Below are 22406 nucleotides of genomic sequence, written 5' to 3' on the forward strand. Positions count from 1 at the left end.
CCCGAGCTCCGCCCGCAGGACCGCACAGCACGAGCACAGCAGCACCACCCAGCAGTTCCGTCAGCAGTACGGCACCGCCGGCACTGCGCCCTGCCCGCTCACCGGTTCTCCTCCGCGCTCCCGGCTCCGCCCGGGCGGGGGACGGCCGATCCGCCGAGGGGATCCGTCATGGCACCAGAACCACCTCTGCTCACGATGTCCGGCATCACCAAGTCGTTCCCCGGTGTACGCGCCCTCGACGGTGTGGACCTGGAGGTCGTCGCCGGTGAAGTCCACTGCCTCCTCGGCCAGAACGGCGCCGGCAAGTCGACCCTCATCAAGGTGCTGGCCGGGGCCCACCAGCCCGACGGCGGCACCATCACCTGGGGCGGCGAACCCGTCCGGCTCACCTCACCCATCACCGCGATGCGCCTGGGCATCGCCACCATCTACCAGGAACTCGACCTGGTGGAGGGCCTGTCGGTCGCCGAGAACGTCTTCCTCGGACACGAACCGACCAGCGCGGGCTTCGTCGTCCGCACCCGTGAGGCCCGCACCCGGGCCGCCGCGCTCCTGAGGCGCCTCGGACACCCGGAGATCGACCCGGCCCGCCCGGTCGGTGACCTCTCCGCCGCCCACCAGCAGATCGTCTCCATGGCCCGGGCCCTCTCCCACGACGTACGGCTCATCGTGATGGACGAGCCGTCCGCCGCCCTCGACCCCGACGAGGTCGACAACCTCTTCCGCATCGTCGACGGACTGACCGCCGACGGTGTGGCCGTCGTCTACATCTCGCACCGGCTCGAGGAGATCCGGCGGATAGGCGACCGGGTGACCGTGCTCAAGGACGGCCGGGCCGTCGCCGTCGGACTCCCCGCCAAGTCCACCCCGACGCGCGACGTCGTCGCCCTGATGACAGGCCGCAACGTCGAGTACGTCTTCCCCGAGCGGCCCGAACCCGGCGCGCGAGTCGGCGCCGAGCCGGTCCTCAAGGTCGAAGGCCTGACCCGCAAGGGCGAGTTCGAGCCCGTCGACCTGGAGCTGCGGCCCGGGGAGATCGTCGGCCTGGCCGGGCTCGTCGGCTCCGGACGCTCCGAGATCCTGGAGACGGTCTACGGCGCCCGCAGACCCACCGCGGGCCGCGTACTCGTCGACGGCGCACCGCTGCGCGTGGGCAGCGTCAGGGCCGCCGTGGCAGCCGGCATCGGCCTGGCCCCCGAGGAACGCAAGGCCCAGGCACTGCTGTTGACGGAATCCGTCACCCGGAACGTCTCGGTCTCCTCCCTGTCGCGCTTCGCCCGGGCCGGCTGGCTCGACCGGGGCGCCGAACGCGACGCCGCCAGGACGGCGACCCGCGAACTCTCCCTGCGGCCCGACAACCCGGACGCCGCCGTCCGCACTCTCTCCGGCGGCAACCAGCAGAAGGCGGTCCTGGCCCGCTGGCTGCTGCGCGGCTGCCGGGTGCTGCTGCTCGACGAACCGACCCGCGGCGTCGACGTCGGCGCCCGCGCCGAGCTGTACGCCGTGATCCGCCGGCTGGCCGACGAAGGCCTCGCCGTTCTGCTCGTCTCCAGCGAAGTGCCCGAAGTGCTGGGCCTCGCCGACCGGGTGCTGGTGCTCCGGGAGGGCCGTGTCGTCCACTCGGCCGACGCCCGGGAGCTCGACGAGCACCGCGTCCTCGACCTCGTCATGGAAGGGAGCCCGACGTCATGACACAACCCGCACCGTCGGCGCAGCACCACGGTCCGGAGAAGGGGACCGTGCCCGGCCCCGCGGCCGCACCGCCCTCGAAGCAGGGCGGCGGCCCGCGCGCGCTCGGCCTGCGCGTCGACGTCCGCAACCTGTCCCTGCTCGGTGTCCTCGCCGTACTGATAGCCGTCGGCGGCATCACCGAACCGGACGCCTTCCTGGACACCGGGAACCTCCAGCTGATCCTGACGCAGTCCTCCGTCATCGGAGTCGTCACCGTCGGCGTCACCTTCGTGATCATCAGCGGCGGGATCGACCTGTCCGTCGGCGCGATGGTCGCCCTGGCCTCCGTCTGGGCGACGACGCTGGCCACCCAGGAGTACGGCTTCGCGGGCATCCTGTTCACCGCCGTGGTCGTCGGACTCGCCGCGGGACTCGTCAACGGACTGCTGATCTCCTACGGCGGCATGGTCCCGTTCATCGCGACGCTCGCCATGCTCGCCTCGGCCCGCGGTCTGGCCCTGCAGATCACCGACGGGAAGACGCAGATCGTCACCGTCCAGTCCGTGCTGGACCTCGGCCTCCCCGACAGCTACGTCCTCGGCATCCCGCCCCTGGTCCTCGTCTTCGCCGCGGTGACCGTGGCCGGCTGGCTCATCCTCAACCGGACGACGTTCGGGCGCCGCACGGTCGCCGTCGGCGGCAACGCGGAAGCGGCCAGGCTCGCGGGCATCGACGTACGCCGCCAGCGGCTCTACCTCTACCTGCTCTCCGGCCTCTGCTGCGGCATCGCCGCCTTCATGCTCGTCATCCTGTCCGGATCGGGCCAGAACACCAACGGCAACCTGTACGAACTCGACGCCATCGCCGCCGCGATCATCGGAGGCACCCTGCTGAGCGGCGGGCGGGGCACCATCGTCGGCTCCGTGCTCGGCGTCCTCGTCTTCACGACGATCACCAACATCTTCGCGCTGAACAACCTGCAGAGCGACGTCCAGCAGATCGCCAAGGGCGCCATCATCGTCGCCGCCGTACTCGTCCAGCGCCGCACCCTGCGCGGCGGCGAGACCTGAGCCGCTCCCCGGCGGCGGGGCACTGACCTCCGTCCGCCGCAGCCCACCGATCACCACCCGCAGTTCCGTACGCACCGCACCGGATGAAGGGTTTGACAGCCATGCCAGAAACCAGCCGCAGAGGACTGCTCTTCGGCACCGCGGCCGTCTCCGCGGGAGCCTTCCTCACCGCCTGCACCAGCAACGAGCCCAAGGAGAAGGCGGCCGCGCAGAGCAACCAGCCCGCCGCCGACGACAAGCCGGGCACGCCCGTCACCATCGGTTTCGCCGGCCCCCAGGCCGACCACGGCTGGCTGAACGCGATCAACGTCAACGCCAAGTCGCGGGCCGAGAAGTACTCCGAGGTGACCCTGGAGATCACCGAGGGCTCCAACGACACCGCCGCCCAGATCGGCCAGGTCAAGACCCTCATCAACAAGAAGGTCGACGTGCTCGTCGTCCTCCCCGCCGACGGCAAGGCGCTCACCCAGGTCGGCCTGGAGGCCATGAAGGCCGGCATCCCGGTCGTCAACCTGGACCGCATCTTCGCCTCGCCGCAGGCCTACCGCTGTTGGGTCGGCGGGGACAACTACGGCATGGGGCTGAACGCCGGGCACTACATCGGCGAGCAGCTCAAGGACAAGGCGGGGGCCAAGGTCGTCGAGCTCGCCGGCATCGACAACCTGGAGCTCACCAAGCAGCGCAGCCAGGGCTTCGCCGACGCGCTGAAGAACTACTCCAACATCAAGCTGGTGGCCCGTCAGGCGGCCGACTTCACGGTGGAGTCGGGGCAGGCCAAGATGGCGCAGCTCCTCCAGGCGCAGAAGCAGTTCGACGCCCTGTGGAACCACGACGACGACCAGGGCGTGGGCGCGCTGCGGGCCATCCAGCAGGCCGGCCGCGACGAGTTCATCATGGTAGGCGGGGCGGGCGCGAAGTCCGCGATGGACGCCATCAAGGCCGACAACAGCGTCCTGAAGGCCACCGTGCTCTACCCGCCCACCATGGCCGCCTCCGCGATCGACCTGGCCCGTGCCCTCGGCCAGAGCAAGGGCGTCGCGGGACTGGCCGAGATGGAGATCCCGACCTCGCTGACCCTGTACTCGGCCGTGGTCACGAAGGACAACATCGACCAGTACCTGCCGACGGGCTTCAGCTGAGCCGGCCCCACCGCCGCCACCGAACCACCGACGAGGAGGAAGTCCGCATGGCCCTGAGGGAAGAGACCGAGCAGGAGACCGGGACACCGCCGCCGACGGCGACACTCGGCGTCGGCATGGTCGGATACGCGTTCATGGGCGCCGCCCACTCCCAGGGGTGGCGCACCGCGGGACACGTCTTCGACATGCCGGTGAGACCTGTTCTGGCCGCGATCTGCGGACGTGACCGCACGGCCGTCGAGGCCGCCGCCGCCCGGCACGGGTGGGCGGCGGCGGAGACCGACTGGCGCGCGCTGATCGCCCGGGACGACGTACAGCTGGTCGACATCTGCACCCCCGGCGACAGCCACGCGGAGATCGCCATCGCCGCCCTCGAAGCGGGCAAGCACGTGCTGTGCGAGAAGCCGCTCGCCAACACGGTCGCCGAGGCCGAGGCCATGGCGCAGGCCGCGGAACGGGCCGCGGCCCGCGGGCAGGTGGCGATCGTGGGCTTCAACTACCGCAAGGTGCCCGCCCTCACCCATGCCCGCGCGATGATCGAGGAGGGCAGGCTGGGGAGGCTGCGGCACGTCCGGGCCACCTACCTCCAGGACTGGCTCGTCGATCCGGAGTCGCCGCTGACCTGGCGGCTCGAGCGCGAACGCGCCGGATCGGGCGCGCTGGGGGACCTTGGGGCGCACATCGTCGACCTCGCCCAGTACCTGGCAGGGGAACCGCTGGTCGGGGTGTCGGCGGTGAGCGAGACCTTCGTCCGCGAGAGGCCCGTGCCCGCCGGCGCGACGGCCGGTCTCCCGGGCGCCGCGGACGGTACCGCACGGGGGGCGGTCACCGTCGACGACGCCACGCTGTTCACCGGGCGGCTGGCGTCGGGAGCCCTCGCCTCCTTCGAGGCGACCAGGATGGCGGCGGGACGCAAGAACGCCCTCCGTCTGGAGATCAACGGGGAACGCGGGTCGATCGCCTTCGACCTGGAACGTCTCAACGAACTCTCCTTCCACGACCACACCGAGCCTCCCACCAGCGCGGGCTTCCGGCGGATCCTCGTCACGGAACCCCAGCACCCCTATCTGGAGGCGTGGTGGCCGCCGGGCCACGGTCTGGGCTACGAGCACACCTTCGTGCACCAGGCCCGCGACGTGGTGCGCACGATCGTCGAGGGCCGCGCTCCGGTGCCCTCGTTCGCCGACGGACTCCAGGTGCAGCGGGTGCTCGCCGCCGTCGAGGAGAGCGCCGCCAAGAACTCCGTACACACCCCGGTCCCCTTCTAGGAGGTTCCGCGCATGCCCCGTCCCTTCACTCTCTTCACCGGCCAGTGGGCCGACCTGCCGCTGGAGGAGGTCTGCCGGCTCGCCCGGGACTTCGGTTACGACGGACTCGAACTCGCCTGCTGGGGTGACCACTTCGAGGTGGACAAGGCCCTGTCCGACCCCGGGTACATCGACGGCCGGCGGCAGCTCCTCGAGAAGTACGGCCTCACGTGCTGGGCGGTCTCCAACCACCTGGTCGGCCAGGCGGTCTGCGACAACCCGATCGACGAACGCCACCAGGGCATCCTGCCGGCCCGTATCTGGGGGGACGGGGAGCCCGAGGGGGTGCGCCGGAGGGCCGCCGAGGAGATCAAGGACACCGCCCGCGCGGCCGCCGCCTTCGGCGTCGACACGGTCATCGGCTTCACCGGGTCCTCGATCTGGCACCTGGTCGCCATGTTCCCGCCGGTCCCGCCGCACATGATCGAGCGCGGCTACGAGGACTTCGCGGAGCGGTGGAACCCGATCCTGGACGTCTTCGACGCCGAGGGGGTGCGCTTCGCCCACGAGGTGCACCCGAGCGAGATCGCGTACGACTACTGGACCACGCACCGCGCCCTGGAGGCCGTCGGCCACCGGCCCGCGTTCGGCCTGAACTTCGACCCGAGCCACTTCGTCTGGCAGGACCTCGACCCCGTCGGGTTCCTGTACGACTTCCGGGACCGGATCTACCACGTGGACTGCAAGGAGGCCCGCAAGCGCCTCGACGGCCGCAACGGGCGCCTCGGCTCCCACCTGCCGTGGGGCGACCCGCGGCGCGGCTGGGACTTCGTCTCGGCGGGACACGGCGACGTGCCCTGGGAGGACGTCTTCCGGATGCTGCGGTCCATCGGCTACGACGGACCGGTCTCCGTGGAGTGGGAGGACGCCGGCATGGACCGGCTGACCGGGGCACCGGAGGCACTGGCCTCGCTGAAGCGTTTCGACTTCGACCCGCCGAGCGCGTCGTTCGACGCGGCGTTCGGCGGGGGCGACTAGCCCGGGAGCGGTGACCGGGCCCCGCTCCTCCGCCCCCGGGGCCCGCTTCTCCGCCCCCGGGGCCAGGCGACCAGGCCCCCTGGTGTCCGCAGGACGATGCCAGGGGCCCGGTTCGCCATGCCCGGACACTGCTTTGTCCTGCATCCGGCAGAAGTTCAACTCAGTCGCTGCGCAAGGGCTTTCCGTAGCGGAAGAACGCAGCTACCGTCCCATACGTGTACACGACATGACTCGCGTCACCGGGTCCCCACGCCCCCGGTGACGAGCGCGGCAGTCCCCGCGCGGAACGGCAGACCTCACCCGCCCGAGCAACCGGCACACTCCGGAGGACGCACGTGCACAGAAGCAGCAGACGGCTCCGCGCCCGCAAGACACTCGCCCTCTTCACCGGCGGACTGCTCGCCGCCGCAACCCTCACCCTGGGCTCCTCGCCCGCCGCCACCGCCGACGCCCCGCAGGCCGCCGCCGCGCAGGACGCCGCAGAGGACTTCCAGCAGGTCACCCTCGCCAAGGGCGCGGCCGAGACCGGCGAACCCATGTCGCTGGCGGTGCTGCCCGACCGCAGCGTGCTGCACACGTCCCGCAGCGGCGAGCTGCGGATCACGGACAGCTCCGGCAACACCCGGGTCTCCGGCACCATCCCCGTCTACTCGCACGACGAGGAGGGCCTCCAGGGCGTAGGGATCGACCCGGACTTCGCCGAGAACCGGGCGATCTACCTCTACTACGCGCCCCCGCTGGACACCCCGGCCGGCGACGCCCCGGAGAACGGCACCGCAGCCGACTTCGCGAAGTTCGACGGAGTGAACCGCCTCTCCCGCTTCGTGCTCAAGGAGGACGGGACCCTCGACAACGCCAGCGAGAAGAAGGTCCTGGACATCCCGGCCACGCGCGGCATGTGCTGCCACGTCGGCGGAGACATCGACTTCGACGCGCAGGGCAACCTCTACCTCTCGACGGGTGACGACTCCAACCCCTTCGCCTCCGACGGGTTCACGCCGATCGACGACCGTCCGGACCGCAACCCGGCCTTCGACGCCCGCCGCACCGCGGGCAACACCAACGACCTGCGCGGCAAGGTCCTGCGCATCAAGGTCGCCGACGACGGCTCCTACACCGTTCCGGAGGGCAACCTCTTCGCTCCCGGCACCGACCGGACACGTCCCGAGATCTACGCGATGGGCCTGCGCAACCCGTTCCGCTTCAGCGTCGACAAGGCCACCGGCATCCTCTACGTGGGCGACTACGGTCCGGACGCCGGTGCGGCGGACCCGAACCGCGGACCGGCAGGACAGGTGGAGTTCGCCCGGATCACGAAGGCCGGAAACTTCGGCTGGCCGTACTGCACCGGAGCCAACGACCCCTACCGCGACTACGACTTCGCGACGAAGACGTCCGGGCCGGCCTTCGACTGCGCCGCCCCGAAGAACGAGTCGGCCCACAACACCGGTCTCGTCGACCTGCCGCCCGCGCAGGCCGCGTGGATCCCGTACGACGGTGCCTCCGTGCCCGAGTTCGGCACCGGCTCGGAGTCCCCGATGGGCGGACCCGTCTACCGCTACGACGCGGACCTCGACTCGCCGGTGAAGTTCCCGGAGGAGTACGACGGCGACTTCTTCGCCGGAGAGTTCGGCCGGCAGTGGATCAAGCGCATCGAGCAGGACGCCGACGGCGCGGTCCAGTCGATCAACGACATCCCGTGGACCGGCACCCAGATCATGGACATGGCCTTCGGCCCGGACGGGGCGCTCTACGTCCTGGACTACGGCCTCTCCTGGTTCGGCGGTGACGAACACTCGGCCCTGTACCGCATCGAGAACGCGACCGGCGGCCGCTCACCCATCGCCGAGGCATCCTCGAACAAGACCTCCGGTGTCGCACCCCTCAAGGTGAAGTTCTCCTCCGCCGGCACGACCGACGGTGACGGTGACGCCCTGACGTACGCCTGGGACTTCGGCGACGGCGGCAGGTCCACGGCCGCCGACCCCACGTACACGTACAGGAAGAACGGCACCTACGTCGCCACCCTGACCGCCAAGGACCCGACGGGCCGCACCGGTTCGGCGAGCGTGCACGTCACCGTCGGCAACACGGCACCCACCGTCGTGCTGCAGGCACCGGCCGACGGACAGCCCTTCGAGTTCGGCGACGAGGTGCCCTTCAAGGTGACCGTCACCGACCCCGAGGACGGGACGATCGACTGCGGCAAGGTCGAGGTCAAGTTCACCCTGGGCCACGACAGCCACGGCCACGACATCACCACGGAGCACGGCTGCGAAGGCACCATCAAGACCGCCATGGAGGGCGGCCACGACCCGAACGCCAACATCTACGGCGGGATCTCCGCGTCCTACACCGACGGTGGCGGCGGCGGACAGGCGGCGCTGACCGGCCGTGACGGGGCGAAGCTCCAGCCGCGCCACCGCCAGGCGGAGCACTACGACGACTCCTCCGGCATCACCACCCCGAGCAAGACCAGCGCCCACGGCGGCCGGACCGTCGGCGACATCGACAACGGCGACTGGATCTCCTTCACCCCGTACATCCTCGACGGCTCCACCAAGCTCACCGCCCGTACCTCGTCGGCCGGCGCCGGCGGGTTCCTCGAAGTGCGGGCCGGGTCGCCCACCGGCAAGATCCTCGGCTCGGCGCCCGTCCCGGTGACCGGCAGCTGGGACACGTTCCAGGACATCGACGTGCCGCTGCGCGGTGCGCCGAAGAAGGCCACGGAACTCTTCCTGGTCTTCAAGGGAGGAGCCGGAGCCCTGTACGACGTGGACGACTTCGAGCTCTCGAACAGCCCGGTCGACCGCACCGCGAAGCGCGTCCTGGTCTTCTCCAAGACCGGCGGCTTCCGGCACGACTCGATCCCCGAGGGCGTCGCCGCGCTGAAGGAGCTCGGCAAGGACACCAACATCACGGTCGACTCCACCGAGGAGGCCGCCCAGTTCACCACCAGCAATCTGGCCCGCTACGACGCCGTCGTCTTCCTCTCGACGACCGGGAACGTCCTGAACGCCGACCAGAAGAAGGCGTTCGAGAACTTCGTGTCCACCGGCGGCGGCTACATGGGCGTCCACGCCGCGGCCGACACCGAGTACGACTGGGAGTTCTACGGCGGTCTCGTCGGGGCCTACTTCGACTCCCACCCGCAGATCCAGCCCGCGACCGTCCGCGTGGAGAACCACGACCACCCGGCGACCGCGCACCTGGACGAGGCCTGGGACCGTACCGACGAGTGGTACAACTACCGCACCAACCCCCGGGACAAGGCCCAGGTCCTCGCCACCCTGGACGAGACCACCTACACCGGCGGCACCATGAAGGGCGACCACCCGATCTCCTGGTGCCAGGCGTACCAGGGCGGCCGTTCCTTCTACACCGGCCTCGGCCACACCAAGGAGTCCTACGCCGAACCTGCCTTCCGCCAGCACCTGCTGGGCGGCCTGCGCTACGCCGCCGGACAGGTGAAGGCCGACTGCAAGCCGGACACCGGCTACCGGTCGATCTTCAACGGCAAGACGCTCGAAGGCTGGAAGCAGGCCGGCCCCGGGAAGTTCGCCGTCGTCGACGGTGAGCTGCGCACCGAGGGCGGCATGGGCCTGCTGACCTACCAGGCCAAGGAGCTGAAGTCCTACTCCCTGAAGCTCGACTGGAAGATGCAGGGCGACGACAACTCCGGCGTCTTCGTCGGCTTCCCCGAGTCGGACGACCCGTGGTCCGCGGTGAACAACGGTTACGAGGTCCAGATCGACGCGACCGACGCGGCGGACCGGACGACCGGCGCCGTCTACACCTTCAAGTCCGCCAACATCAAGGCGCGTGACCAGGTCCTGCGGCCGCCCGGCCAGTGGAACAGCTACGAGATCAAGGTCCAGGGCGAGCGGCTCCAGGTCTTCCTCAACGGCGTGAAGATCAACGACTTCACCAACACCGATCCGGCCCGCAGCCTCAGGAACGGCTACATCGGCCTCCAGAACCACGGGGCCGACGACCAGGTGTCGTTCCGCGACATCCAGCTGAAGGAACTGCCCTCCACGTAGGGCGGCACCCTCCTGCGACGCGGCGGGCGGGGAAGCGCGACTGCTCCCCGCCCGCCGCCCACCACCCCTTTCCATCCCCTTTGGGAGGCAGCCCGTGACCGCACACGCCGCTCGTACCGGAGTCTGGTTCATCGGAGCACGCGGCTCCGTCGCCACCACCGCCACCGCGGGGTGCGCGGCCGTCGCGGCAGGGCTCCACCCGCCGACCGGCATGGTCACCGAGACCCCGCCCTTCCACGGCGCGGGACTGCCACCGCTGACCTCCCTCGTCTTCGGGGGCCACGACACCCTCGACTGCCCGCTGCCCAAACGTGCCGAGGCCCTCGCGGCCGGGGGAGTGCTCCCGCACGGTCTCCCCTCGGCCGTCCGGTCCGAACTCACGGCCGCCGACGAGGAGATACGGTCCGGCGGACCGCTCCCCGGCGACACCCGCACCGACGAGGAACTCGTCGCGTCCTTCGCCACCGACATCCAGGACTTCACCCACCGCCACGGACTGGCCCGCACGGTCGTCATCAACGTCGCCTCGACGGAACCCGCCCCCGGCGCGGACGACTCCCGGCTGCCCGCCAGCTCCCTCTACGCGGCGGCCGCACTCCGGGCCGGCTGCCCGTACGCCAACTTCACCCCGTCCACCGGTCTGCGCAGCCCGCACCTCCGGGAGGCGGTCGACTCCTGCGCGCTGCCCCACGCGGGACGCGACGGCAAGACGGGCCAGACGCTGCTGCGTTCCGTGCTCGCCCCCATGTTCGTCCAGCGCGCGCTGCCGGTGCGCGCCTGGTCGGGCACCAACCTCCTGGGCGGCGGGGACGGGGCGGCGCTGGCCGACCCGGCCGCCGCGGCCGCCAAGAACGCGGGCAAGGAACGCGTACTCGCCGACACCCTCGGCTCGGCGCCGGAGGGTGAGGTCCACATCGACGACGTACCGGCGATGGGGGACTGGAAGACGGCGTGGGACCACATCGCCTTCGACGGGTTCCTCGGCTCCCGCATGATCCTCCAGACGATCTGGCAGGGCTGCGACTCCGCCCTCGCCGCACCGCTGGTGCTGGACCTGGCCCGCCTCCTGGCCCGTGCCCACGAGCTCGGCCTGACCGGGCCACGGCCCGAGCTGGGCTTCTACTTCAAGGACCCGGACGGCGGCCCGGCCGGACTGCCCGAGCAGTACCAGGAACTGCTGGCCTTCGCCGAACGCCTGCGGGCGGCCCGGTGAGGCCCCTCCGGCTGCTCGCGGCCGTCACCGGCTCCCCCCGGCTCCTCGCCGCCGCGCCGCGTACCGGGACCGCCCCGGTACACGTCCCCCCAGACAGCCTGTCCGGTGCGGGCGGGACTGCGCCCGCACCGGGCAGGCCCTCCTCCCGCACCCGCCTGCGGGCCTGGGCGGAACTGCTGCGCGTGTCCGCCCTGTTCACCGTGCCCGGGGACGCGCTCGCCGGGGCCGCGGCCACCGGACGGCGACCCGGCCGGGGCACCGCACTCGCCGTGGGTGCGTCGCTGTGCCTCTACGAGGCGGGCATGGCACTCAACGACTGGGCGGACCGCGAGGAGGACGCCGTCGACCGCCCGCACCGCCCGATCCCCTCGGGGCGTGTCGCACCGGGGGCCGCTCTGGCCGCGGCGGGCGCACTCACGGCGGCAGGCCTGGCCCTCGCCGCACGCGCCGGCCGGCCCGCCCTGGCCGTGGCATCCGGACTCGCGGCCACCGTCTGGGCCTACGACCTGCGCCTCAAGCACACGAGGCTGGGACCGGCCGCGATGGCCTCGGCCCGCGCGCTTGACCTGCTTCTCGGAGCGACGGCCACGGCCGGAGCCGCCTCGGCAGCCCCCGGGCCCGCCGGCACCCACGCAGCCCCCGGGCCCGCCGGAGCCCACCCGCCCTCCGCCGCGCTCCCCGCCGCCCTCGCGCTCGGCGCGCACACCTACGCCGTGACCGCCGTCTCCCGGCACGAGGTCCAGGGCGGCTCCACCGCCGCACCGCTGGCGGCGCTGGCCGGTGTCGCCGGACTCGGAGCCGCCGCCCTGCGAGGCCGCCCGGCCCACGGGGAGCCGTCCCCCGCACCGGCCACCGGGACGCTGCTGCTCCCCGCCTTCGTCACCGCCTACCTCCGTACCGCCGCCGTTCCGCTCCTCCACGCCGTCCTCAACCCCTCCCCGCCCCTCACCCGGCGCGCCGTCGGAGGCGGGATCCGGGCGATGATCCCGCTGCAGGCCACGCTCGCGGCGCGGGCCGGGTCACCCCTCGTCGGGCTCGCGGCCATGGGGCTCGTCCCTCTCGCCCGGGCGCTCTCCCGGAAGGTGAGCCCCACATGACCCTCCGCCTCGGCTACGGCACCAACGGACTGACCGACCTCCGGCTCGACGACGCCCTCGGCCTCCTCGCCGACCTCGGCTACGACGGGGTCGGGCTGACCCTCGACCACATGCACCTCGATCCGCTCGCGCCCGACCTGGGCGCCCGCACCCGAAAGGTGGCCCGCAGGCTGGCGGGCCTCGGACTCGGCGTCACCGTGGAGACCGGCGCGCGCTACGTCCTCGACCCCCGCCGCAAACACGGGCCCTCCCTCCTCGACCCCGACCCCGACGGCCGTGCCGCCCGCACCGCGCTGCTCGTCCGGGCCGTCGAGGTGGCCGCCGACCTCGGTGCCCACGCCGTGCACTGCTTCAGCGGCATCACCCCGCCGGACACCGCGCCGGACACCGCCTGGCAGCGGCTGACCGGCGCACTCGCCCCCGTGCTGGAGGCCGCCGACCGTGCGGGCGTCCCCCTCGCCGTCGAACCGGAGCCAGGCCACCTCCTCTCGGCACTGGCCGACTTCCACCACCTCCGCACCCTCCTCGGAGACCCCGAACCCCTTGGACTCACCCTCGACATCGGCCACTGCCAGTGCCTGGAGCCCGCCTCGCCCGCCGACTGCGTGAAGGAGGCCGGCCCCTGGCTGCGCCACGTCCAGATCGAGGACATGCGCCGCGGCGTCCACGAACACCTGCCGTTCGGCGACGGCGAGATCGACTTCCCTCCGGTACTCGAAGCACTCGCCTCCACCGGATACGACGGCCTGACCGTCGTCGAACTGCCCCGGCACTCCCACGCCGGCCCGGAACTGGCCCGCACCTCGCTGGACTTCCTGCGCCGCGCCGCCGCGACGACGAACGGAGCCGCACCGTGCTGACCAGCCGCGAAGAACTCGACGGCCTGCTGCGCGGCGCGGCCCGGGCCTGGCTCGACGAAGCGCTCGCCGAGGCCGCGCACGCCGCGTCCCATCCCGGCGCCGACAGCGGGAACCCGCCCTGGGAACTGCGGTTCGCCTCGGCGGGAAGACACTGCGGACTCGAACACGCCGACTCCGTACGCGCGCTGCTGCTCGTCGAGGCCCGGCCGGCCCTGCCCGCCGTGACGCGGCTCTACGAGCAGGGCACCGCAGCCGAACGCCGCGCCGTCCTCCTCACCCTGCACCGGCTCGACCTCGGCGCCACCGCCCTCCCGCTCGTCGAGGACGCCCTGCGCACCAACGACACCCGGCTGGTCGCCGCCGCCGTCGGCCCTTACGGCGCCGCCCACCTCGACGCCCACGGCTGGCGGCACGCCGTCCTCAAGTGCCTCTTCACCGAGGTCCCCGTCGAGGCCCTCGACCGGCTGCCGGAGAGGGCCAGCGGTGATGCCGAACTGGCACGCATGCTGGGCGACTTCGCCTCGGAACGCACAGCGGCGGGACGCGCCGTACCCGCCGGTCTGCGGACCGTCCTGGAACTCACCGTCCCCGCCCCTGCCCCCACGTCCACGGAGGAAGCCCGATGAGGATCTTCGACCCCCACATCCACATGACCTCCCGCACCACGGACGACTACCAGGCCATGTACGACGCCGGGGTCCGCGCCCTCGTCGAACCCTCCTTCTGGCTCGGCCAGCCCCGCACCTCGCCCGCCAGCTTCTTCGACTACTTCGACGCGCTGCTCGGCTGGGAGCCGTTCCGGGCCTCGCAGTACGGCATCGCCCACCACTGCACGCTCGCCCTCAACCCGAAGGAGGCCAACGACCCCCGCTGCACCCCCGTCCTGGACGCCCTGCCCCGCTACCTCGTCAAGGACTCCGTCGTGGCCGTCGGCGAGATCGGCTACGACTCGATGACACCCGCCGAGGACACCGCCCTCGCCACCCAGCTCCAGCTCGCCGCCGAGCACGGGCTCCCCGCGCTCGTCCACACCCCGCACCGCGACAAACTCGCCGGGCTTCACCGCACCATCGACGTCGTCCGCGAATCGGACCTCGCCCCCGAGCTGGTCCTCCTCGACCACCTCAACGAGACGACGGTGCGGGACGCCCTGGACAGCGGATGCTGGGCCGGATTCTCCATCTACCCGGACACCAAGATGGACGAGGACCGAATGATCACCGTCCTGCGGAACCACGGCACCGACAGGATCCTCGTCAACTCCGCCGCCGACTGGGGCAGGAGCGACCCCCTGAAGACCCGCAAGGTCGCCGACACCATGTTGAAGGCCGGCTTCGACGAGGACGACGTCGACAAGGTGCTCTGGCGCAACCCCGTCGCCTTCTACGGGCAGAGCGGCCGCCTCCAGCTCGACATCGCCGCCCCCGGCCCGCTCCACGAGGGCAACTCCATCCTCCGCGGCGGGGAGTGACCATGCGCTTCCGCCACCCCGACGGCTCCACCGTCCACCTCGCGTACTGCACCAACGTGCACCCCGCCGAGACCCTCGAAGGCGTACGCGCCCAGCTGCGCGACCACTGCGAGCCCGTACGCAGACGGCTCGGACGGGACCGCCTCGGCATCGGCCTCTGGCTCGCCAGGGACGCGGCCCGCGCCCTCATCAACGACCCCGCCGCGCTGCGTTCGCTGCGGGGCGAGCTCGACCACCGCGGCCTTGAAGTGGTCACCCTCAACGGCTTCCCCTACGAGGGCTTCGGAGCGCAGGAGGTCAAGTACCGCGTCTACACGCCCGATTGGACCGACCCCGAGCGGCTGTCCCACACCACCGACCTGGCCCGGCTGCTGGCCGCCCTGCTCCCCGACGACGTCACCGAGGGCACCATCTCCACCCTGCCGATCGCCTGGCGCACCCCGTACGCCGACGACCCCTCGGCGCCCGGAACGGCACGGAAGCAGTTCACCGCACTCGCGCAGCGCCTGGACGCCCTGGCCGAGCTCACGGGCAAGTCCATCAGGATCGGCCTCGAACCCGAACCGGGCTGCACCGTCGAGACCACCGCCGACGCCATCGGCCCCCTGGCCGCGGTGGGCCACGACCGCGTCGGCATCTGCGTCGACACCTGCCACCTCGCCACCTCCTTCGAGGACCCGGACACCGCCCTGGACGCCCTGCAGGCGGCAGGCATCACCGTCGTCAAGGCACAGCTCTCCGCCGCCCTGCACGCCGAACACCCCCACCTGCCCGAGGTGCGGGCCGCGCTGGGCGCCTTCGCCGAACCACGCTTCCTGCACCAGACACGCACCCTCACCACGGCAGGGCTCCGGGGCACCGACGACCTCGACGAAGCGGTCTCCGGCAGAGCGCTTCCCGACGGAACGCCCTGGCGCTCGCACTTCCACGTCCCCCTGCACGCACCGCCCGCACCCCCGCTCACCTCCACCCTCCCCGTGCTCCGGTCCGTGCTGCACCGGCTCGTCGGCGGGCCCGCGCCCCTCACCCGGCACCTGGAGGTCGAGACGTACACCTGGCAGGCGCTCCCCGCCGCACTGCGCCCCCGCACCCGCACCCAGCTCGCCGACGGGATCGCCGCCGAACTCACCCTCGCCCGCGACCTCCTCGCCGACCTCGGACTGAAGGAGCTCCCGTGACAGCACCCGGCACCGGCACCTCTCCCACCCCGCTCCTCGTCCTCGACGTCGTCGGCCTCACCCCGCAGCTTCTCACGCACATGCCGAACCTCCGGGCGATGGCCGGATCGAAGGCGCCCCTGGCCACCGTGCTGCCCGCCGTCACCTGCGCCGCGCAGTCCACCTTCCTCACCGGCACCACCCCCGCCGAACACGGCATCGTCGCCAACGGCTGGTACTTCCGCGAGCTCGGCGACGTCCTCCTGTGGCGCCAGCACAACGGGCTCGTCGAGGGGGACAAGCTCTGGGACGCCGCCCGGCGCACCCACCCCGGGTACACCGTCGCCAACATCTGCTGGTGGTACGCGATGGGCGCCGACACCGACTGGACCGTCACCCCCCGCCCCGTCTACTACGCCGACGGCCGCAAGGAACCCGACTGCTACACCCGGCCCCCGGCCCTGCACGACGAACTGACCGAGAAGCTCGGCACCTTCCCCCTCTTCCACTTCTGGGGTCCCGGCGCCGACCTCGTCTCCTCGCAGTGGATCATCGACGCCACCCGGCACGTCCTCGCCACCCGCACCCCCGACCTGGCCCTCTGCTACCTCCCGCACCTCGACTACGACCTCCAGCGCTACGGCCCCGACGACCCCCGCTCGCACCGGGCCGCCGCCGAACTAGACCGTGCCGTGGCGCCCCTGCTCGACGACGCGAGGGCCGCCGGCCGCACCGTCGTCGCGCTCTCCGAGTACGGCATCACGCGCGTCGACCGGCCCGTCGACATCAACCGCGCCCTGCGCCGCGCCGGCCTGCTGGAGGTCCACACCCAGGACGGCATGGAGTACCTCGACCCGATGGCCTCCCGCGCGTTCGCGGTCGCCGACCACCAGCTCGCCCACGTCTACGTGCGCCGGCCCGAGGACCTCGAAGCGACCCGCGAGGCCCTCGCGGACCTCCCCGGCATCGCCGAACTCCTCGACGACGACGGCAAGAAGGCCCACCACCTCGACCATCCCCGCTCCGGCGAACTCGTCGCAGTCGCGGAGAAGGACGCCTGGTTCACGTACTACTACTGGCTCGACGACGACCGCGCCCCCGACTTCGCACAGCTCGTCGAGATCCACCGCAAACCCGGATACGACCCCGTCGAGCTCTTCATGGACCCGCAGGACCCCTACGTCCGGGTCAGGGCGGCCTCCGCGGTGGCCCGCAAGAAGCTCGGGATGCGCTACCGCATGGCGGTCGTCCCCCTGGATCCCTCACCCATCCGCGGCAGCCACGGCCGCCTTCCCGAGAGCGACGACGAAGGTCCGCTCATCCTCTGCTCCACCCCCCGAGCCTTCGACGGCCGAGTCCAGGCCACCGAAGTGAAGTCCCTGCTCCTCCGACTCGCCGGACTGCACGGACCATCCGCCACGCCCGCACGCCGAAAGGGAGATTCGTGATCATGAGCCGCACTCCGAAGGACCCCGAGCTCGCGAGCAGACTCAGCCGCCGCAACGTCCTGGGCGTCGCCGCCGGAGCCACCGCCGCGACCCTCCTCAGCGGCGCGGCCGCCCAGGCGACGAGCCCGAAGGGCGGCACGTCACCCGGCCACGGCCACGGCCACGGTCACGGCCACGGCAAGGGCCGAGCCGTCCTGCCGCCCGGCCGCCTCGGCATCCAGCTCTACAGCCTCCGGGACAAGGTCTCCACCCTCGGCTTCGCCCCTGTGTTCGCCGAACTGGAGAAGTACGGCTACGACGAGATCGAGTTCGCCGGGTACACCCAGGGCTCGGCCGGTGCCATCACCCTGTCCCAGCTCAAGAGGCTGGCCAAGGACCACGGCCTCAACCCCATCGGCAGCCACGTCGGCTACTACGACGACAACAACCCGGGCGCCTACACCTTCGCGCAGAACCTCACCAAGGTCCTCGACGAGGCGGAAGCCCTCGGCCTCAAGCACATAGGCACGGCCTCCGGACCCTTCCGCTACGGCTCCACGGTCGACGGCTGGAAGCGGGCCGCCGAGGACTTCAACACCTACGGCGCGGCCGCCCGCAAGCGCGGCATGAAGTTCTACCAGCACAACCACGCCGAGGAGTTCTCCTTCGCGACCGACAAGCCGAAGGTGCGCCTCTACGACGTCCTGCTCGCCGAGACCGATCCCGACCTGGTCTACCTGGAGATGGACATCTACTGGGCGTTCTGCGCCCAGTTCCGCTTCGGCAAGCGGGCGGACGGCACCCCGGCGCCCTTCAACCCCATCGACTACGTGCTCAAGCAGCCGAACCGCTACCCGCTCTTCCACGTCAAGGACGGCACCCGGAACGACGCCGCCCGCGACGGCTACGACATGACGGACGTCGGCGACGGCGACATCGACTACAAGAACTTCCTGAGCCGGGTCACCGCCCGCACGGACCGTGGCCGCACCTACCACCACTGGCAGACCGAGCACGACAACCCCGTCGAGTCCTTCGCCTTCGCCCGCAAATCCAGCGAGCACCTGCACTCGCTCCGGGAGAGCCGCTGCGGGGACTGACACCTGACGGCACACACGCGTGGGGCCCGGTTCCAGGAACCGGGCCCCACGCGTGTACCGCGGTCGTACGGTCAGTCGGTCTCCCGGACGACCGGTGCCGGCCCGGACCGGAGTTCTCCAACGGAGCCCTGGTCGCGACCCTGTCCACCGACGACACGGAGACGTACGAGCGGCTGGCCCCGCAGATCCGCGCCTTCAAGACCGGTCACGGCAAGCCGCGTTCACGGGGGGACCGGGAGGAGCTCTTCGGCGGCTTCGGCGCGTCGTGGCGCGGCGCGTTCGTCGGCGGCGAACTGCTCGTACGGCCGTGACGGACGGTCCCGAGGGGGAGCGGCTGCCGGGGAACTTCCCGGACCACCACCTCATGCCGTAGACACCGCGCCAGGGCCGGTCAGCCGATCCCCTGCCGGTCCGGACGCAGCGCGAACGCCCGCCCGGACGCCCCGGGCACCGTGCGCTCCACCGCTTCCACCAGGAGCGCGCGGTGCCTGAGCAGCGGCTTCTGCCGCTCCTCGGAGGCGAGCAGCAGCAGATCGTCGAGCCCGGCCATCAGCCGGCGCGTCACCTGAGGAGTGTCCGCCGCACACCACCGGATCTCCTCGAACGCCAGGTCCACGAGATCGGACCACCCCGGCACCTGCTGGACGAGCCGTACGTCGCCCCGGCGGTCCCGGTGGTGCAACGTACCCAGCGGCAGCGTGACCGCGACCGACAGGAACTGCACGATCCGGTCCAGACACTGCACCGCGGTGGTCGGATCGTGGACGGACGGCGACAGGGCGCGCAGCGCGATGTCGGCCAACTGCCGCAGGCCGAAGGCCGGATCCTGGTGGAGGGTCCGCTCGACCCCGACCGACACCGTGCCCCGCAGGGCGCGCGAGGGAGGGGCGGTCCCGCCGTGGACGGTGAGCAACGGTGTGCCCGGCACCACGAAGTCACCGGCCCGGGGCCCCAGTCGCAGCACGACCCCGTGCCGTCGCGCGTTACGCACCAGCCGGGCCACCGCCACGTCCCGCACCACCCCCGCCCGGCCGTGGTGCACCAGCCGCGCCGTGCACGGCCCCCGCGGTGGTTCCGCCGCCGTTCCTCCCGGCTGCCGCGCCAGGGCACGGAGCGACTCACGGGTGATGTGGTCGAGGACGGGCCCGACCTGCATCAGCCGCAGCGTGGACGACACATAGGCGACGAACAGCAGCAGACTCAGTCCGACCAGGCCCAGGGTCAGCAGGCTCTGCAGCAGCGGCACCGACGTCACCCGCCGGGGATCGGGCTCCGCTCCGCCCTCGTACGACGTGAGGACCAGCAGCGAGAAGGCGAAGGTCGCCAGGAACACGGTCAGCGTGAGCTTGCTGATCCTGCTGCGTACGAAGATACGGACGACCCGCGGGGTCAGCTGCCCGCTCGCCATCTGCACGGCGACCAGCGAGATGCTGAAGACGACACCGATGAAGGTCATCATCGCCGCACTGACCGTCGTGACGATCGTCCTGGCGTCCACGGCGAAGGCCAGGAGGTCTCCGAGCTCCTGGTACGCCCCCTCCTCCTTCAGGTGCGCGACGATCCTGGTGTCCAGTGCGGAGAGGGCCCACCACAGCGCGAAGGCGCACACCAGCCCCGCCGTCGGCGCGAACCAGAAGGTGTCACGCAGCCGTTCGCGCAGGGAGGTCAGCGCGGGGGGCGGCCGGTGGGCGTGCACGCTCCCGCCGCTCGGGATGCTTTTGCCACTCATGCCCGCGAAGGTAGCCCGAAGCGACGGTGCGTAGGCGACGCGCCACGGTGCGTGCGCGACCCGGCGTCAGGGGCGTCCGGCGGGGCCCGCACCGCACTGACCACCTAAAACGCAGGTGAGAGGCACCCCGAACCCCTGGTATTGTTCTCTTTGTCGAAACGGGGAGTACCCCGGGACGACAGACACCTTGTCCGGGTGGCGGAATGGCAGACGCGCTAGCTTGAGGTGCTAGTGCCCTTTATCGGGCGTGGGGGTTCAAGTCCCCCCTCGGACACCACACACCACGAAGAACCCCAGCTCAGCTGGGGTTCTTCGTGTTTTCCGAGGTGCCGACGAGGGCCGGAGTGGGCCTGGCGCCCTCGCCCGGCCCACCCGGCTCCTCACCCGGCGTCGGTCACGACGTGGGTGTCGTGCACTTCGTCGTCGTGCCGTCGGACAGGCACGCCCGCACCCAGCGGCCGTCGGTCGCCTTCAGCTTGCCGGCGTCGGCGACCTTCGCGTACGCGCCGCCGGGCTGCTTGTCCTCCAGCCACACGGTGACGCCCGCCGAGGCCGAGTGCGCCCAGGCGTAGTGGTCGGTCACCGACCAGTCGGGCCGGCCGCCCGACAGCGTGACCCGGGCGCCGTTCGGCAGGGTCGCCGTCGCCCACTCCGTCGCCTTCGACGCCCACGTGGTGACCGAGTCCGCGGCCAACCCCTCGCAGGCCTGGCCCGGTGCGCACGGGCCGACCGGGCCCTGGACGGACGTCTGGTACATGTTGTCGTCCTGGTGGGTGGCGAACGCCCAGTTCTTGCCGTCCACCACGAGTCCGGCGATCTCGTCTCCGGACATCGGGTCCAGCGCGATCATCTTCGTCGTGCCGGAGGCGGTCAGCCGGCCGCCGGGCAGCGGCTCGGGGCGTGAGTTCCGGGAGTCCGGGCCCCCGGAGGCGTGCTTCATGAGCGTGGCCGAGACGTCGTTGCGACCCGGCGGGAGTTCGGCCTCGCCCCAGTAGTAGAAGTGGTACGGGTCCCAGGACGGTCGGCCCTGGTAGATCTTGAGCCGGCCTCCCAGGTAGATGTTGGCGTCCTCGATCACGTCACCGTCGTACGCCGGCATCCACTCCGTGACGCTCGCCGGGTCGATCCCCGTGCACGGCAGGACGGCGCACGGAGCCTCTGCCGGAGGCGTGGCCATGACGTCCTCGTCCTTGGTGCACTCGGTGCCCGTCGAGTCGCTGACGCAGGCCCGCAGTTCCGGCAGCCAGGAGAAGGCCCGGGTCGATCCGGTCGTCGTACGGGAGGCGCCGGGGCGGGTGAACTCGGAGTACACCTGGCCCCAACGGCCCTGGCCCTGCCACGCCTCCAGCCAGAAGCGGCCGCCCGCGGGGAGCTCGCCCTCGGCCCAGCCCAGGTAGCTGCCCTGCTTCAGGCGTCCGGCCACCTGCTGCACGGAAGCGCCGGACGGCAGCTCGGCCCGGTCGTAGTCGGCGCGCTCGACGTACGACCAGTCGGACTGCGGCACCGCCTTCGGATCGGCCACCTCGGCGCACCAGCCCGCGCACGGCCCGAGGGGGACGACCTCCGCGGCGTACTGGTTCAGGCAGCCGCGCTGGGTGCCGTCGGTGACGCAGGCGCTGTTGGCGTACGTACCGCGGGGCACCGAGGTCGAGTACACGAACATGCCCGTGGTGCCCGTGGTGCCCCGGTACGAACGCGGGTGGTCCACGGCCGTGATGATGTTGATGCCGTCGCCCCAGTTGTCCTCGGCGCGCAGCCACAGCCGGCCGTCGGTCACCCCGGTTCCGAAGCGCACCTCGGCCCAGGTGTAGGTGCGGCCGGCGGCGGCGTCCCAGGCCGGCTTGCCGGTGTACAGGACGACCCGGGTCCCCGAGGCGAGCGTCGTCTCCTTCAGGACCTTCGGCGCCCCGCCGGACTGCCACGCGGTCACCTGACCCGGGTCCGATCCCTCGCAGGGGAGTTGAGGACAGGGTGCCGCCTGCGCGGCGGCGGGTGCCGCCTGCGCCGTGGGTGCCGTCAGCAGTGCGGCGCCCACCGCGGCCGCGGTCAGCACCGCGAACCTCGACCACCACCGCCGCGGCGAAGTGGCCTGCTTCCGAACGCCGTTCCCCGGTCTGTGGCCGTCAGCCGTGCGTTCAGCTGCC

The 22406-nt window shown here is 71.8% G+C and carries 16 protein-coding genes, 1 tRNA gene and 1 pseudogene; 16 read left to right on the forward strand and 2 right to left on the reverse strand.

Translation table 11 applies throughout. The features are described from left to right. Positions 1–168: 168 nt before the first annotated feature. The 15 genes and pseudogenes from IA22_RS0120765 to IA22_RS37630 all read left to right on the forward strand — a co-directional run. Complete coding sequence (locus IA22_RS0120765; RefSeq protein WP_030124433.1) at positions 169–1692, forward strand: sugar ABC transporter ATP-binding protein; 1524 nt, start codon at positions 169–171, stop codon at positions 1690–1692. Next, entirely contained in the window at positions 1689–2741 is a 1053-nt protein-coding gene (locus IA22_RS0120770) for an ABC transporter permease (RefSeq protein ID WP_014152979.1), read from the forward strand. Before IA22_RS0120765 ends, IA22_RS0120770 begins: the two co-directional genes overlap by 4 nt. A 101-nt stretch (positions 2742–2842) precedes the next feature. Then, entirely contained in the window at positions 2843–3880 is a 1038-nt protein-coding gene (locus tag IA22_RS0120775; protein ID WP_014152978.1) for a substrate-binding domain-containing protein, read from the forward strand. A 47-nt stretch (positions 3881–3927) separates the two neighbouring features. Beyond that, positions 3928–5148, forward strand: coding sequence for a Gfo/Idh/MocA family protein (locus tag IA22_RS0120780; RefSeq protein WP_030124434.1), 1221 nt, complete (start codon positions 3928–3930; stop codon positions 5146–5148). A 12-nt stretch (positions 5149–5160) separates the two neighbouring features. Beyond that, complete coding sequence (locus IA22_RS0120785) at positions 5161–6165, forward strand: sugar phosphate isomerase/epimerase family protein (protein WP_014152976.1); 1005 nt, start codon at positions 5161–5163, stop codon at positions 6163–6165. A gap of 335 nt (positions 6166–6500) precedes the next feature. Then, positions 6501–10208, forward strand: a complete 3708-nt coding sequence (locus IA22_RS0120790) for a ThuA domain-containing protein (RefSeq protein ID WP_030124435.1) — start codon at positions 6501–6503, stop codon at positions 10206–10208. A gap of 94 nt (positions 10209–10302) precedes the next feature. After that, positions 10303–11421, forward strand: coding sequence for an inositol-3-phosphate synthase (locus IA22_RS0120795; RefSeq protein WP_015579524.1), 1119 nt, complete (start codon positions 10303–10305; stop codon positions 11419–11421). Further along, the gene (locus tag IA22_RS0120800; RefSeq protein ID WP_030124436.1) at positions 11418–12518 is read left to right on the forward strand and encodes an SCO3242 family prenyltransferase; all 1101 of its coding nucleotides are present in this window, start codon (positions 11418–11420) and stop codon (positions 12516–12518) included. The genes IA22_RS0120795 and IA22_RS0120800 overlap by 4 nt, the downstream gene beginning before the upstream one ends. Further along, the gene (locus IA22_RS0120805) at positions 12515–13378 is read left to right on the forward strand and encodes a sugar phosphate isomerase/epimerase family protein (protein ID WP_030124437.1); all 864 of its coding nucleotides are present in this window, start codon (positions 12515–12517) and stop codon (positions 13376–13378) included. Before IA22_RS0120800 ends, IA22_RS0120805 begins: the two co-directional genes overlap by 4 nt. Further along, the gene (locus IA22_RS0120810; protein WP_030124438.1) at positions 13372–14004 is read left to right on the forward strand and encodes an EboA domain-containing protein; all 633 of its coding nucleotides are present in this window, start codon (positions 13372–13374) and stop codon (positions 14002–14004) included. The genes IA22_RS0120805 and IA22_RS0120810 overlap by 7 nt, the downstream gene beginning before the upstream one ends. Next, a complete protein-coding gene (locus IA22_RS0120815; RefSeq protein WP_030124439.1) occupies positions 14001–14849 on the forward strand; it encodes a TatD family hydrolase in 849 nt (282 codons plus the stop codon). Before IA22_RS0120810 ends, IA22_RS0120815 begins: the two co-directional genes overlap by 4 nt. A gap of 2 nt (positions 14850–14851) precedes the next feature. Continuing rightward, positions 14852–16027 carry a metabolite traffic protein EboE gene (eboE, locus tag IA22_RS0120820; RefSeq protein WP_030124440.1) on the forward strand — a complete coding sequence of 392 codons (1176 nt, stop codon included), beginning with the start codon at positions 14852–14854 and terminating at the stop codon, positions 16025–16027. Further along, on the forward strand, positions 16024–17454 hold the full coding sequence (locus tag IA22_RS0120825; RefSeq protein ID WP_030124441.1) for an alkaline phosphatase family protein: 1431 nt from the start codon (positions 16024–16026) through the stop codon (positions 17452–17454). The genes eboE and IA22_RS0120825 overlap by 4 nt, the downstream gene beginning before the upstream one ends. A gap of 2 nt (positions 17455–17456) precedes the next feature. Continuing rightward, positions 17457–18533 carry a sugar phosphate isomerase/epimerase family protein gene (locus tag IA22_RS0120830; RefSeq protein WP_030124442.1) on the forward strand — a complete coding sequence of 359 codons (1077 nt, stop codon included), beginning with the start codon at positions 17457–17459 and terminating at the stop codon, positions 18531–18533. 116 nt (positions 18534–18649) lie between these two features. Next, positions 18650–18906 (forward strand): annotated as a pseudogene (locus IA22_RS37630) (aldehyde dehydrogenase family protein); the annotation flags it as partial. A gap of 18 nt (positions 18907–18924) precedes the next feature. On the opposite strand, the gene IA22_RS0120835 reads toward IA22_RS37630, so the two are convergent. Continuing rightward, positions 18925–20262: a DUF2254 domain-containing protein gene (locus tag IA22_RS0120835; RefSeq protein WP_051694823.1), complete on the reverse strand. Its 1338-nt coding sequence runs from the start codon at positions 20260–20262 to the stop codon at positions 18925–18927. A 189-nt stretch (positions 20263–20451) separates the two neighbouring features. Between IA22_RS0120835 and IA22_RS0120840 the strand changes: the two genes are divergently transcribed. Then, positions 20452–20539: transfer RNA gene (locus tag IA22_RS0120840), tRNA-Leu, on the forward strand. A gap of 117 nt (positions 20540–20656) precedes the next feature. On the opposite strand, the gene IA22_RS0120845 is transcribed toward IA22_RS0120840, so the two are convergent. Beyond that, positions 20657–22315: a hypothetical protein gene (locus IA22_RS0120845; protein WP_234318961.1), complete on the reverse strand. Its 1659-nt coding sequence runs from the start codon at positions 22313–22315 to the stop codon at positions 20657–20659. Positions 22316–22406 lie beyond the last annotated feature (91 nt).

The sequence above is a fragment of the Kitasatospora papulosa genome (genome assembly GCF_000717245.1).
Lineage (GTDB): Bacteria > Actinomycetota > Actinomycetes > Streptomycetales > Streptomycetaceae > Streptomyces > Streptomyces papulosus.